We start from the raw sequence: 13,889 nt of genomic DNA, 5'->3' as shown, positions 1-13,889 counted from the left end.
GTAATCAATAAATCGCTTATTCTTATATAGCAGTCATACCGCTAAACCATGATACCCGATATCTCGACATAGCATAGGAGTCGTACTGTGAGCACCCTAACCAAATCTGACATGATTGAGCATTTGATGAGTCATCTTAACCTAACAAGGCAAGAGGGTCGTTGCTTGGTCGAGAATTTTTTTGATGAACTGTCAGAGAGTTTGATTGATGGCAAAGAGGTCAAGCTTTCAGGCTTTGGCAACTTCGAGCTTAAAGATAAAAATAGCCGTCCAGGTCGTAACCCTAAGACAGGAGAGCCTGTTGCTGTTTCAGCGCGCCGTGTAGTCACGTTTAAAACTGGGCAAAAATTCCGTCAGAAGGTTGATGAACGTCTATTTGATCAGTAATGCTTACTTTTTTATTTATAAGACAAATCCTAATATTCATTAGATTTGATGTTCCAATATTTTTTATAAATTTAAAATGAAAGATTGGTGCCTTGCTAGATTGAATAATGACTATTAAATCTAGCAAGCCACTGTTAAAACTTATAAATAATACGCATAAAAAAAGAGAGCATAGGCTCTCTTTTTTTTGAACTACAGTATATTTCTATTGCATAAGCAAAGAAAATTACTGAGCTGGTTCTTCAACAACTACAACTTCGTCAGCTGCATTAGCTGCTTCAGTATCGCTAGCTACGTCTACGCTAGTAGTAGTACCGTCTACAGGAACTTCAGCGTCCATTTCGTCAGTAGCAGTTGCAACTTGTGCATCAGCAATGTCAGCTTCAGCATCGGCAACAGCAGCTTCAGCATCAGCAGGAACAGCTTCGCCTTCAGCAGCAGCTTCGTTTAGCTCTTCAGAAGCGTCTTGTACTTCTTCTTGTGCGTCAGATAAATCTTCAGCAGCGTTTTCTGTATTGCTGTCACAAGCAGTTAAGCCCATAGAAGCAGTCATGATACCAGCAAGTGCAAGTAATTTAAGATTCATAGTGTATTCTCCGGAAAAATGAAATGAGCAGTAGCCACGGCAAAGGGTTGAGCATCCGAATTATTTCGAAAGTCAACTAATCCTAGTTACAGCTACTCAGCTTTCACGCATTCTATATGTTTTCTTTTCAAATGAGAAGAGCTTGTACAATTAAGTAACAATAAAATAGTGAATAGGCTTTGTTGATATCGTTTTGATATAAGTTTTAATACAACTTACGGAGATGTTTTCCGTATAATCAATTGGAACATAGAGTGACAGATAAGTAATAGACGGCTTTTGTAACTAAGGTTTGAGAACCGTAAAAGACTACAATGATAAAGTAAAATATAAATAGTTAGCACGATATATATCTATAAGTTGATAAAAGATTCACCTAACATATAGACAAATATTAAAAGAATACAACGGCTAGTTATCAATAACGAGAAACGTTTTCAATTAGAATTTAAATCATTAATAAGAATCATAACTATATTGGTTATTAAAAAAATTAAGTTTGCTATCAATGTATTGCTTCAACTTACTAAGTTTAATAATTGAGATTGAAAAATACATACTATCAATTTAGGGGGATATATTATGAAATGGCAAGGTAGACGAGGCAGTTCTAACGTACGCACGAGTAGCGGCGGTGGGAAAATGATTGGTGGTGGTATCGGGGGTATTATCATCGCTGGTATTTTATGGTTAGTATTTGGGGTAAACCCAATGACAGCATTGCAGACTGGTCAGGTAGTAGCAGGTGGCGGAAATAACAGCTCCACTGAGCCAGCTACAGGTGACGACCGTGATACTCAGTTTGTTAAAGTAGTGTTAGCCGATACTGAGGCAGTGTGGCATCAAGTGTTTAATGAAGGTGGACAAACTTATCAGGAGCCGTCATTAATCTTATTTAATGGACAAGTTAGTTCGGCCTGCGGTAGTGCTACTGCTGCGACAGGGCCTTTTTATTGCCCAGGTGACCAGACCGTCTATTTAGACACGTCATTTTTTGCAGAAATGCGTCAAAATCTTGGCATTTCTGGTGATCAGCAGGGTTCAGGTGATATCGAAAATAAAGGCAGAGCTGGCGACTTTGCTCAAGCCTATGTCATTTCTCATGAAGTTGGCCATCACGTACAGACATTGTTAGGTATCACCCAGCAGGTCAATGAAGCGAGCCGTCAGGTGACTCGTGCACAGGCTAATAAGTTATCTGTGCTACAAGAGCTACAAGCTGATTGTTTTGCAGGTGTATGGGCACAGCGCAACCAACAACGAGTGCAGTTCTTAGAGCCAGGTGATATAGACGAAGCGATTAATGCTGCAAGCCAGATCGGTGATGATCGTCTTGCTCAAGCAAGCGGCCGTGCTGTAACGCCAGATAGTTTTACCCATGGCACCAGTCAACAGCGCGTACAATGGTTTACACGTGGATTAGAAAGTGGCAACGTACAATCATGTGATACATTCAGTGGGGCACTATAATCAGCATTGCTAGAACAATCTGATTGTCATAGATAAAGACAATCAAATAAAAAGCCTGCAATTAATATTGCAGGCTTTTTGAATTTTTAACGTACCTAAAAACTATCTAAGTAATGTCAGATAATTATTTAGTTATTATCTACTATTGTTAAGAATGTATGCACCAGCGCCACCAACTGCCGCACCGCCGATTGCACCACGAGCGATATCTTTGCTATCGCCACCGCTTCTGATAAGAGCACCAGCAGCAGCGCCAGCAGCAGCACCTTTAGCTGTGTTACTCAAACCACTATTATATCCATTAGTTGCACAGCCACCCATAATAAGAGCAGAGCTAGTAAGGGCTGTCATTGCAATAGTTTTAGCAAATTTCATATTATCACCTGTTAAATAATCAAAATTAAAATAAATACAATATGTTTTATAAAGCATATTTATACTACGGTCAATACTATACTGTTAAACGTTAGACGGTCGTAGTAGAAACGCTAAACTTTGCAAGTACCATGTAATTTATGTTGCCTCACTGTGTCATTGGTAGTGCTTTCACTTAGTATTCTTGTATTTATATAATTAATAAGCTAACTGGTTTTGGTTTTGCTCTAAAGAAACTAAAAGAGACTGCTTATCCGCAGTCTCTTTTATTAAAATTAACAATAACGATGATCCTCAAAAATATTCAAATAACAGATATTCTATTAGTATATTCAGCTGAATTTAGTTTTGAGATTTACGTTTCATTTGTTCAAAAAACTCATCATTGGTTTTAGCTTCTTTTAAACGATCTAATAAAAACTCGGTCGCTTGAACGCCATCCATCGGTTGTAATAGCTTACGTAATATCCAAACTTTACGCAGCTTATCTTCATCAAGCAGACGTTCTTCACGGCGTGTGCCAGATTTTTTGATATTAATCGCTGGGAAGACACGTTTTTCGGCTAAATCACGTTCCAGAGTAATCTCTTGGTTACCAGTACCTTTAAATTCTTCAAAGATAACACTATCCATTTTACTACCAGTATCAATAAGGGCACTGGCAATAATAGTTAGGCTGCCACCTTCCTCAACGTTACGTGCAGCACCAAAGAAGCGTTTCGGACGCTCAAGGGCGTTGGCATCAAGACCACCAGTCAATACTTTACCTGATGAAGGGATAACCGTGTTATAAGCGCGAGCGAGACGAGTGATAGAATCCAGTAGGATAACAACGTCTTGCTTATGCTCGACTAGACGCTTGGCTTTTTCGATAACCATTTCAGCGACTTGTACATGACGCTGAGGCGGCTCATCGAATGTCGAGGCGACTACTTCACCGCGTACGGTACGCACCATCTCCGTCACTTCTTCTGGACGCTCATCAATAAGTAGAACGATTAGGTAGCATTCTGGATTATTGCGGGTAATCGATTGCGCGATGGTCTGTAGCAGCATCGTCTTACCAGCTTTTGGCGGTGCAACAATGATAGAACGCTGACCTTTACCAATAGGAGCAATCAGATCGATGATACGTCCGGTTAAGTCCTCGGTAGTACCGTTACCCAGCTCAAGCTTAAGTTGCTCAGTTGGAAATAGCGGAGTCAAGTTTTCAAAGATGAGTTTATGGCGCGAACGATCTGGGGTATCAAAGTTGATCTCGCCAACTTTCAATAGCGCAAAATAACGCTCAGAGTCTTTCGGTGGACGAATGGTGCCAGCGATACTATCGCCTGTCTTTAGGCTAAAACGTCTTATTTGGCTTGGGCTGACATAAATATCATCAGGGCCTGCTAAATAAGAGCCTTCAGATGAGCGCAAAAAGCCAAAACCATCCGGTAGGACTTCAAGTACACCATCACCATAAATAGCTTCACCATTACGAGCATGAGTTTTTAGGATGGCAAAAATAATGTCTTGTTTACGGCTACGTGCCATATTATCAAGACCCATTTCTTTAGCGATAGCCAAAAGCTCAGTGATTGATTTTTTCTTTAATTCAGTTAAATTCATAGATAGGTCATTAACGATTTATCGGGTGAGAACTGCCATTAGCAGCACAACCCACGACATTGATTAAAACAACGATAGTGTAGCGATAGGATGTGTGCACAGAGTTGAGATTTATATAGCATTGATTTTTATGTGTCAGATTATCATCAGCTGCGCAAAATTGTGTCAGGATGACAAATGTGAATACAAAGAGGGCTATATAAGAGTCTAGGATATAGAAGCCTGCAATGAGAGCTCAATATCAATAATTATGTTTGTTAATTTTGTTCAGTAATACAACTGTGTTTTGTGTTGATAAACACGAGGAGAATAGCGACAAGACGCTTAGGAAAAATATTATGTTTCTCTTGTCAGCAGACTATACGGTTTTAAAGTTAGACTTGTCAATTATTTTTGTTAAAAAATTTGCATTATTCGCTTTTTTGCTGATAAAGACACAAAAAAGCCATCATCTTGTACAGATAATGGCCAGTTTTGGTTATTTATTTACATGATGCCTATCAGCAATTGGCAACTTATAAGTGCTTATCAAGTACTTTAGCTAGCTCAGATTTTGGCTGTAGACCCATTACTGAATCCACTTTTTCACCGTCTTTAAAGACAAATAAAGTTGGGATATTGCGGATACCAAAGCGACTTGCTGCTTGTGGGTTATTATCGACATCGACTTTGACAATTTTTACTTTACCTTGATAGTCGTTAGCCAAGTCTTCTAGGATAGGGGCAATTGACTTACAAGGACCGCACCATGTTGCCCAAAAGTCTACTAGCACAGGCACATCGGATTGCAATACGTCTTGATCAAAATTTGCATCGGTAGTGTTAACAATAAGGTCTGACATAATTATTCTCTCTTGTTGTATCATCTTTTTTACCAATAGCAGATGAAAGTAATTTGATAGATTAAGCTTAAGTACTTATTTATTACCTAAGTTTATCCGATTACTCATCTACTAATGATTTAAGAATGGTTGAGTGGAGGTGAAAATGTGCCATTATATTAGCATGTTTGCCAAGTCTTAACAGATAGAGGGCAGTTAAAATGCTTAACAACTAGTATTAGTACAATAAATCGAAACACAAATTAACAGATGCTACATTATCTGTAGCAGATTACTTATACTATTTTATCTTCATAAAAACATATGTCACAATTTTATTACGCTTCTTTAACACATTTAAACCAATTTATATAAGTAGCCATTTTTTATGCCTTTTACTGATGACGCCATAAACACTCTGAATCTACAAGAATCTCAGTATCCGCTAGAGTTTTTTCAAACATTTGCGCAACAAGTTACTGTTTATGAAGATAATGACATTTGGGTAGTAGATAAACCTGCAGGGCTATTAAGTGTCGACGGTAAAACGTTAAAGGTAAGTATGCTGGCTCGACTTGAGCATGCTAACCCCAATGTGAAGCTTATTCATCGATTGGATATGGATACCTCAGGGCTGCTTATATTCGCAAAAAATGCGGCTGCCCAAACCAATATCAGTAAGCAGTTCATTGATAGATTGCCACAAAAAACCTACCAAGCCCGCGTTTTTGGCATATGGGAAGACGTTGGTGCAACTGGCAGAATATCGGTGCCAGTGCGTTATGAGCCTACCACTAAACCGCGTCATATCGTTGATCGTGACTGGAGCAAAAACGCCTTGACTCTATACGAGGTGCTCGCTCATGAACAATGCAACGGTCAAGCGGTAACACGTGTAGCGCTAAAACCGGTGACAGGGCGTAGTCATCAACTGCGCGTCCATATGGTACATGCTGGCCATGTCATTATCGGTGATTCTATTTATGCAGAAGGCCTAGCGTTAGAAATAGCGCCGCGTTTGAACTTACATGCTCAGCAGTTACGCCTAAAACATCCTGTGCTTGGTGCTTGGATGGACTGGGAAAGTTCAGTACCGTTTTAAATTTGCAGCACTCTCGGAAAATAAAAAGCTAAGTTGAAGGTCTCAGTGGAACATTTAAGGTTTTAATCAAGCGAAGTAAGAACGCTAACTAGATGGCTAAAACGGCTTAAGTGTTTGTAGTGATGCGAGTCGATGGTAAGAAGATATTGGAGTAGGACAAGATTATGGTCAGTATTAATTCTATAAAAAATATGACAAAAGGTCGCCTAGCACGCTCAAAACCTCAATCGAACACACCAGCAGATTATGAGGTGTTAATAATTGGTGCGGGGATATCTGGGATTGGTATGGCGTGTCGTTTGCAGCAAAGTCATCACAAGCTATTTAATCGTAAGTCCACAGTCAAAAAAATGAGTAAACGTCGCAAAAACCAAAATAAAGTTACTGAGCCGTTTATCATACTGGAAAAGCGCGCAGACTTAGGTGGTACATGGGATTTGTTTACTTATCCTGGCATCCGTTCAGACTCTGATGCCTTGACCTTTGGCTATAGTTTTCGACCTTGGTTAGATCACAAAATGCTAGCTAAGGGCGACGATATCAAAAGCTATATAGCAGATACGGCGCGTGAGTTTGGGGTTGAAGAACAGATTCGTTATCAGCATGATGTGCAGCAGATATCTTGGTCAAGTGTCGCCAAGCAATGGACAGTGATGGTCAAAAATAATGCCAGTGGCGAGGTGTATACGATCACAGCAAACTTTATCATCGGTGCGACTGGCTATTATGATTATGATGCAGGATATAGACCGCATTTCGAAGGTGAGGAGCAATTCCAAGGTGATATCGTGCATCCACAGCACTGGCATGATGTGGACTATAACGATAAAAATATCGTGGTGATTGGTAGTGGTGCGACGGCGATGACTTTAGTGCCAGCACTAGTCGATCCTGATGGTCAACAGTGCGCTCGCCATGTAACCATGTTGCAGCGCTCGCCAACGTATGTAGCAAGTGTGCCTGGTGATGATTACGCTCTTGATTGGCTATCGGGTAAGTTTTCACCCTTATCAAAGCCTCAGGCTTATACCTTACTGCGTACGCGTAACGTTCTGATGCAACAAGGCCTATATCAATTTGCTACCCATGCACCTAAAGTCCTGAAAGCAGTATTAAAACATGGCGTCAAAAAAGAGCTTAAAGGCAGTGGTGTCGATGTCGCCCACTTTATGCCTACTTATAATCCGTGGGATGAGCGCCTTTGTGCGGTACCCGATAGCGATTTATTTACCGCATTGCATAGCACGCGGGCAACGGTCGTTACCGATCAGATTAGTCATTTTACAAAGACAGGGATTGCACTAAAATCAGGCCATCATATAGAAGCAGATATGATCGTGACGGCAACGGGGCTTAAACTCCAGATGCTTGGCGGGGCAGCGTTATATGTCGATGGACAGCCCATTGATGTAGGTGCGCGCATGACTTATAAAGCGGTGATGCTTGAGGGTGTCCCTAATATGGCGATAATGTTTGGTTATACTAATGCTTCGTGGACATTAAAGATTGATCTGGCTTGTCAGTATGTGGTTAGGATGCTCAAGCACATGAAAAAGCACCGTTATAGCGTAGTTTTTCCGCAGGCTATAACGGAGCAAGAGCAGGTACAGATACAACCAGATACGGTACTTGGTGCGCTATCAGCAGGGTACGTGCACCGCGCACAAGATGAGCTACCCAAGCAAGGCGATCGTTATCCATGGCAAGTGACGAACAACTATTTGAGTGACCGCATTATGCTCAAATATCGTAAAGTTGAAGATGATTGGCTACGTTTTACACGCTAAAACTCTATTAATTATTAGTGATAAAGTCTGCGACTTGTTCGCTTAGCATTTGCCATAGAGTCTCTTGCGCGCTTTTGCTACCCCATGCGTTATGCGGGCTAAATATAACGCGCGGATGGTCGCTAATACTTAATAACGGGTCATCTGTGGTGATAGGTTCTTGCTCAAAGACATCACTGCCATAGCCAAGGATTTGTTCATTATGTATAGCGTCAGCGAGTGCTTGACTGTCGACGATACCGCCGCGCGCGACGTTAACGAGTAGCGGCTGCTTGGTCATTTTTGCCAAGGTATCTTTGTTGATTAAATGCTGGGTATGCTCGTTCAATGGGCAATGTAGACTAATGACATCAGCATTAGCGAGTACCTCATCGAATGCCGTATAGTCATCATTGCGCGGTGTACGTCCTTGATGTTCTGCCCACAATACGGTCATGCCAAAAGCGCGCGCTATTTCGGTTACCCGTTTACCGATAGTACCTACACCAATGATACCTAGTGTCTTATCTTCTAAATCGACGAGCGGGACATCAAGCAGACAAAAATTACCATTGTCTCGCCACGTACCATCTGCTACTTTTTGATGATAATGAATGCCAGCACGCATCGCATTGAGCATCAGCATAAAGGTATGTTCAGGAACGCTCTTGACCGCGTAACCTGCGACATTATATAAAGTAACATTGTGCTCTTTACAAGCCTCTTGATCGACGTTGTTCATACCGGTGGCAGTCAGCTGAATGAGCTTAAGTTTAGGTAACTTGGCAATCACTTCAGCAGTAATCTGAACTTTATTGGTGAAGATAATCTCAGCATCTTGGCAGCGCTCAATAATGAGGTCGGAATCTTCAGGTGTATCATCGTAAGTAAAATAGTCAGTGACGCCTGCTGGTGCTGGCAAGTTTACGCCATCGGAAAATGTTCCTTTATCTAAAAAAACTGCTCGCATAATTGTTCCTTATTTATAAGATTTCTTATCTTGTTTTTATTAAAATGTGTGGAGTGGGGTAGTCGGTTATAATTTTTCTAGTGAGAGAGTATAATTAACTTCTGCTGTCTAGCAGAATATTTGCTACTTAGGATAGTACCTGCTCAATGTAGCATGCTTTGCGCAAAAATTAAAAATACGATAGGAAGTAAAATAATAGCCTTAAATATATTAGCTTTGATAATTTTTAGACGTATTTATAGCTATCTGTATCTCACTATTGTCATTACTATAAGTTTCATAAAACGCGAACCACTCTATTATCTATATTCCTCATCAATATGCTCTTGAAAAAGCAACTTATTGCACGCATCTAGCCGGTAACGTTATATAATGGTGCGCCTTACTGGTTTGGCCAGATAAAAGCTTAACCAGATAATATACATATGCATCTTCTAAACTATGATGCCTGCTTAATATAGTGACAACTTTACTATGCTAATGTGTTTCTTCACGTTTAGCGTAGTCGCTGTTACTGCCCATTTTCTTATCATCTGAGTACAAAAGACATCGCCTTATGACTATCTCTGCCGCTTCATTGCACAGTACCGAATTCGCCGTTGGTCAACGCCATTTATCTGATACTGAGTCCGAGCTTGGCTTGGGCGTGGTTATCGATGTCGATGACCGCTGTGTACATATTTTATTTCCGCAAAGCGAAGAGACCCGCGTCTATGCAAAAAGCTCGGCGCCATTATCACGTGTTGTATTCAAAGTCGGTGATAATATTTGCGATCAAGAAGGTCGTAACTATGTCGTGACTGCTGTTGACGAGGTAATGGGTGTCCTGAAATACGGTGTCGATGAACATGCCAAAGGCATTATGGAAACCCGCCTTGCCGCAAATATCACGTTGGCAAAACCACTTGAGCGTCTATTGGCGGGCCGTATTGAACGCGGTGATTGGTACGATTTGCGCCAAGATATCCTACGTATGCAATCAGCACTAGCGGGTCATCCACTTAAAGGTTTGATGGGTGCACGTGTCGATATTATCGAGCATCAGCTTTATATTGCGCATGAAGTTGGCAAACGTATCGCGCCGCGTGTATTGCTTGCCGATGAAGTCGGTCTTGGTAAGACCATCGAAGCAGGTTTGATTATTCATCAGCAGCTTTTAACTGGTAAGGCTGAGCGCGTTCTTATATTAGTCCCTGATAGTTTGCAGTATCAATGGATGATTGAGTTACGTCGACGCTTTAACCTTAACTTTGCGCTGTTTGATTTGGTCCGTACCGCTGCCATTAAAGAACATGATCCTGAGCAAAATGTATTTGCCACTGAGCAATGTATTATCGCTGGTATGGATCTATTACTTGACCATCCTGACTTGTATGACCAAGCGATGGAAGCAGGTTTTGATTTGCTAGTAGTCGATGAAGCGCATCATCTACATTGGGATGAAGCGGCAGGCGGTAATGAAAAATACGACTTAATCGCGGATTTCGCTGAGGAAACCCCTGGTGTCATGTTGCTAACGGCTACTCCTGAACAACTGGGCGTCCAAAGTCACTTTGCGCGTTTGCGTTTGCTTGACTCTGATCGCTTTGATGATTTGGATGAATTCATTGCAGGTCAAGAAGCCTTTGCGGAAACTGCCGCTGTGGCTGGTGTATTGATAGAAGATAAGCCGTTAAATGATGGACAAATCGCTGCCTTGACAAGTCTGTTGGATTTAAGCGCAGATGAACTCGCAACGATTAATGAAGATGAAAAGTTACGTACTTATGCACTGAATGAGCTGTTAGATCGTCATGGTACAGGGCGTGTGTTATTCCGTAATACTCGTGAGAGTGTCAAAGGGTTTTATGGTCGTAGCAGTCAGCCGTATCCATTACCGCTACCTGAGGCATGGCAAGATAGCTACCAGACGACAGGTAAGCTACGTGAGCAGCTATGGGGTGAAGAAAATCAACCTGATGGCAGCTGGCTAGAAGATGACCCACGTGTACCGTGGTTGATTGATATCTTAAAAGGTGAGTTGAAACACCAAAAAGTATTGTTGATTGCTCGTAGTGGCGCGACAGTTGAGAGCTTGGAGGCGGTACTACGTCTGCATGCTGGCATTAAGACGGCTATCTTTACTGAGCAGATGACGTTGCTTGAGCGTGACCAAGCAGCAGCATTCTTTGCTGATAGTGAAGGCGCACAGATACTATTATGTTCAGAAATTGGCTCTGAAGGACGCAACTTCCAGTTTGCAAGTCAGCTCATACTATGGGATTTACCTGCCAATCCAGATACGTTAGAGCAGCGTATCGGTCGCCTAGATCGCATCGGGCAAACGCAGCAAATCACTTTACACGTGCCTTATGTAAAAGGGACGGCTCAAGAGCGTCTATATCATTGGTATAACAGCGCGCTAAATATGTTCAATCAGATATCTCCGACCGCTCAAAGCGTGCAAGAGCAATATATTCAAACGCTTAAACCGTTGCTCGAAGGCGCAGATACTGCTGAGAATCGCGATACCTTAAAAGCTCTCATCGCAGAAGCGCTACAAATGCGTTTGGCTCTAGAAGCACAGCTGCAAGCAGGGCGTGATCGTTTGCTCGAATACAACTCATGCCGTCCACGCGTGGCGGGACGTATCGCTGATGCGATGCGTGACTTTGATGGTCATAATGTATTGCCGCAATTTATTGAGCGCTTTCTGGCATCAGCCAATGTTGATTACAGCATCCAGCGTGATGGTTCTTGGGTACTTGCACCGCTCGATAGTACTGAGATTAGCGAGTATATTGAAGGCTTGCCGTTGGGTGATGAAGAAGAAGGTATGACGTTGACCTTCGAGCGTGAACTAGCGCTCCAACGTGAAGATATCGAGTTTATTTCTCATGAGCATCCACTGATGCGCGCGATTTACGAGCTTGCTAGTACGAGTACCTTTGGTAATACGACGGTGGCAATGCTTAAGAGCAATGCTATTCCTCAAGGTATGATTATGCTTGAGGTGCATTTTAGAGTTGAAGCGATTGCGCCAAAACTGCTAAACCTGCCAGCGACCTTACCGACTCAGAACATTCGCGTCTTTATCAGTGAGCAAGGTAGTGATTTATCCGAGCGTATTAGTAGCGAGATGATCATGCCGCATATCGACCGCTTGGATAAAACCCGTGCGCGTCAAGTAGTTAAGGTGCGTGGCGATGTGATTGAGAGCCGTTATTATGAGGCTGAAGAGATTGCACGCGCGCAGCTAGCCGATATCGGAGAGCAAGCAAGTGCACGCTTTAGCCAGCAGTGGTCACGTGAGATTAAACGCCTTAAGCATTTGCAAACCATCAATCCTAATGTGCGCCCCGAAGAAATTGAGCGCCTAGAGCAGTTGCAAGCACAAGGCGAACAAGCGCTAGCGAACTTATCGTTGGTACCAGATTCTATCCGTGTATTAGTTGCTGTAAAGCCGTAATTACTACGAATGGCATAAGAAAAGAGGTGCTCAATAGCGCCTCTTTTTTGCATAATCATTTATTTAATCATTTATATTTAGAATAATGTCTGGTAATTCGATACACTTGCGTAATAAAAGTCTAACCTAGGCAGTCAGGCTAATGCTAGGTAGCTAGCTTTTAGCAACTGGTCAAAGCTTGCAATATTGGTTAAGATGTTTCCTCTGTTACATTATTGCTCATTATGGCAAGACCAATGCATTATTAAATAGTAATTTACTGCAAGCTCTATTATTTACCATTATTACTCATACTATTATTACGTATCAAAATTTAATGACAAATGTCATTTCTAAGTACTGTTTTAGGCTATTTTAAGCCGTATCGTAGTAACTTCGCTTGCCGATGAATGTCGCTGAAAAATAAGGAAACTTACTGCCATGTCTGATTATTCACAATTGATTGATGAGTTGCTCGCTACGGTAGCGCTTATCGAGGTCAGTCCTGATGTATTTGAAGGCAAAAGCCATGATTACGTTGGTGCACGTATATTTGGCGGGCAAGTACTGGCTCAAGCCATAATGGCTGCTGCCCAAACACTTGATACGGATAAGCCTTGCCATTCGTTACATGGGTATTTTTTGCGTGGCGGTGATATCAATCAGCCAGTGATTTACAAAGTAAGACGTTTGCGTGATGGTCGTAGCTTGTCAGCACGTGAAGTAACAGCGATTCAATATAAGCAAGCACGTGGTAAGCCACCTGTTGAACAAGTAATATTTTCGATGATTGCTTCATTTGCACCGATGGAAGACGGTTTGGAGTATCAAGAAAATATGCCGGTTTATCCACCACCTGAAGATCTACAAACTGAGCAAGATTTAAAAGAAGGCTATGTTGGCAAAGTGCCAGATGCGCTTAAAGCTCGTTTTATGCGTCGTCGTCATGTGGAGATTAAGCCTGTCAAGCCACGCGATCCTATACATCCAGAGCCAACGAAACCTAAGCAAGCCAACTGGTTACGTATTCGTGAATTGGGCACGCAGCCAGTTGCTATACAGCAAGCGCTCTTGGCGTTTTCCTCTGATTTTTATTTGGTGGGAACAGGGCTCATGTCTCATGGCGTCAGCTTTATGACTAGCGGTCTACAAGCGGCTAGCATTGATCATTCAATGCACTTCCACCGCAGTTTTGATATAAATGATTGGCTGTTATATGACATGTGGAGTGATACGACATCCAATGCTATGGGGCTCAATCATGGTCAGTTTTGGCAAGATGGCAAGCTGGTCGCCACCGTACAGCAAGAAGGGCTCATGCGCTTGCGAGTGCCTAAGTCTTAAAAAGTCTTAAACTTAGCTCTACTCTAAATT

At 42.0% G+C, this 13,889-nt stretch carries 11 protein-coding genes; 6 read left to right on the top strand and 5 right to left on the bottom strand.

The window, feature by feature from the left end:
- Window positions 1-87 precede the first annotated feature (87 nt).
- Window positions 88-387, top strand: a complete 300-nt coding sequence (locus ACTQ9S_RS10080) for an integration host factor subunit alpha (protein ID WP_068038276.1) — start codon at window positions 88-90, stop codon at window positions 385-387.
- A 226-nt stretch (window positions 388-613) separates the two neighbouring features.
- Here the strand turns inward: ACTQ9S_RS10080 and ACTQ9S_RS10075 are convergent, their stop codons facing one another.
- Window positions 614-973 carry a hypothetical protein gene (locus tag ACTQ9S_RS10075; RefSeq protein WP_068038272.1) on the bottom strand — a complete coding sequence of 120 codons (360 nt, stop codon included), beginning with the start codon at window positions 971-973 and terminating at the stop codon, window positions 614-616.
- A gap of 582 nt (window positions 974-1,555) precedes the next feature.
- Here ACTQ9S_RS10075 and ypfJ point away from each other — a divergent pair.
- Complete coding sequence (gene ypfJ, locus ACTQ9S_RS10070) at window positions 1,556-2,443, top strand: KPN_02809 family neutral zinc metallopeptidase (RefSeq protein ID WP_068038269.1); 888 nt, start codon at window positions 1,556-1,558, stop codon at window positions 2,441-2,443.
- 135 nt (window positions 2,444-2,578) lie between these two features.
- On the opposite strand, the gene ACTQ9S_RS10065 is transcribed toward ypfJ, so the two are convergent.
- From ACTQ9S_RS10065 to trxA, 3 genes are all read right to left on the bottom strand, one after another.
- A complete protein-coding gene (locus tag ACTQ9S_RS10065; protein WP_068038266.1) occupies window positions 2,579-2,818 on the bottom strand; it encodes a hypothetical protein in 240 nt (79 codons plus the stop codon).
- Window positions 2,819-3,160: 342 nt separating this feature from the next.
- Window positions 3,161-4,429 (bottom strand): transcription termination factor Rho, encoded by a 1,269-nt coding sequence (gene rho / locus ACTQ9S_RS10060; RefSeq protein WP_068038263.1) that lies wholly within the window; start codon window positions 4,427-4,429, stop codon window positions 3,161-3,163.
- Window positions 4,430-4,944: 515 nt separating this feature from the next.
- Entirely contained in the window at window positions 4,945-5,271 is a 327-nt protein-coding gene (trxA, locus tag ACTQ9S_RS10055) for a thioredoxin (protein ID WP_068038261.1), read from the bottom strand.
- Between the two features lie 367 nt (window positions 5,272-5,638).
- Here trxA and ACTQ9S_RS10050 point away from each other — a divergent pair, with 367 nt between their 5' ends.
- Both ACTQ9S_RS10050 and ACTQ9S_RS10045 read left to right on the top strand, forming a co-directional pair.
- Window positions 5,639-6,352, top strand: a complete 714-nt coding sequence (locus ACTQ9S_RS10050; RefSeq protein WP_440454871.1) for an RluA family pseudouridine synthase — start codon at window positions 5,639-5,641, stop codon at window positions 6,350-6,352.
- 191 nt (window positions 6,353-6,543) lie between these two features.
- Window positions 6,544-8,139 (top strand): flavin-containing monooxygenase, encoded by a 1,596-nt coding sequence (locus ACTQ9S_RS10045; RefSeq protein WP_440454926.1) that lies wholly within the window; start codon window positions 6,544-6,546, stop codon window positions 8,137-8,139.
- A gap of 7 nt (window positions 8,140-8,146) precedes the next feature.
- On the opposite strand, the gene ACTQ9S_RS10040 is transcribed toward ACTQ9S_RS10045, so the two are convergent.
- A complete protein-coding gene (locus ACTQ9S_RS10040; protein ID WP_440454870.1) occupies window positions 8,147-9,088 on the bottom strand; it encodes a D-2-hydroxyacid dehydrogenase in 942 nt (313 codons plus the stop codon).
- 556 nt (window positions 9,089-9,644) lie between these two features.
- Between ACTQ9S_RS10040 and rapA the strand changes: the two genes are divergently transcribed.
- On the top strand, window positions 9,645-12,536 hold the full coding sequence (rapA, locus tag ACTQ9S_RS10035; protein ID WP_440454869.1) for an RNA polymerase-associated protein RapA: 2,892 nt from the start codon (window positions 9,645-9,647) through the stop codon (window positions 12,534-12,536).
- Between the two features lie 420 nt (window positions 12,537-12,956).
- The gene (locus ACTQ9S_RS10030; RefSeq protein ID WP_068038243.1) at window positions 12,957-13,859 is read left to right on the top strand and encodes an acyl-CoA thioesterase; all 903 of its coding nucleotides are present in this window, start codon (window positions 12,957-12,959) and stop codon (window positions 13,857-13,859) included.
- The last annotated feature ends 30 nt before the right edge of the window (window positions 13,860-13,889 follow it).

It is taken from the genome of Psychrobacter sp. ASPA161_9 (assembly GCF_051970275.1).
Taxonomy (GTDB): domain Bacteria; phylum Pseudomonadota; class Gammaproteobacteria; order Pseudomonadales; family Moraxellaceae; genus Psychrobacter.
Note: the sequence above shows the minus strand (reverse complement) of the source record. Positions and strands in the feature narration are given on the sequence as shown.

Excerpts from the sequence above, each read along its gene's own strand:
- ypfJ (WP_068038269.1), top strand. The coding sequence starts at position 1,556 with ATGAAATGGCAAGGTAGACGAGGCAGTTCTAACGTACGCACGAGTAGC.
- ACTQ9S_RS10050 (WP_440454871.1), top strand. The coding sequence starts at position 5,639 with ATGCCTTTTACTGATGACGCCATAAACACTCTGAATCTACAAGAATCT.
- ACTQ9S_RS10030 (WP_068038243.1), top strand. The coding sequence starts at position 12,957 with ATGTCTGATTATTCACAATTGATTGATGAGTTGCTCGCTACGGTAGCG.
- rapA (WP_440454869.1), top strand. The coding sequence starts at position 9,645 with ATGACTATCTCTGCCGCTTCATTGCACAGTACCGAATTCGCCGTTGGT.
- ACTQ9S_RS10075 (WP_068038272.1), bottom strand. The coding sequence starts at position 973 with ATGAATCTTAAATTACTTGCACTTGCTGGTATCATGACTGCTTCTATG.
- trxA (WP_068038261.1), bottom strand. The coding sequence starts at position 5,271 with ATGTCAGACCTTATTGTTAACACTACCGATGCAAATTTTGATCAAGAC.
- ACTQ9S_RS10045 (WP_440454926.1), top strand. The coding sequence starts at position 6,544 with ATGACAAAAGGTCGCCTAGCACGCTCAAAACCTCAATCGAACACACCA.
- ACTQ9S_RS10040 (WP_440454870.1), bottom strand. The coding sequence starts at position 9,088 with ATGCGAGCAGTTTTTTTAGATAAAGGAACATTTTCCGATGGCGTAAAC.
- rho (WP_068038263.1), bottom strand. The coding sequence starts at position 4,429 with ATGAATTTAACTGAATTAAAGAAAAAATCAATCACTGAGCTTTTGGCT.
- ACTQ9S_RS10065 (WP_068038266.1), bottom strand. The coding sequence starts at position 2,818 with ATGAAATTTGCTAAAACTATTGCAATGACAGCCCTTACTAGCTCTGCT.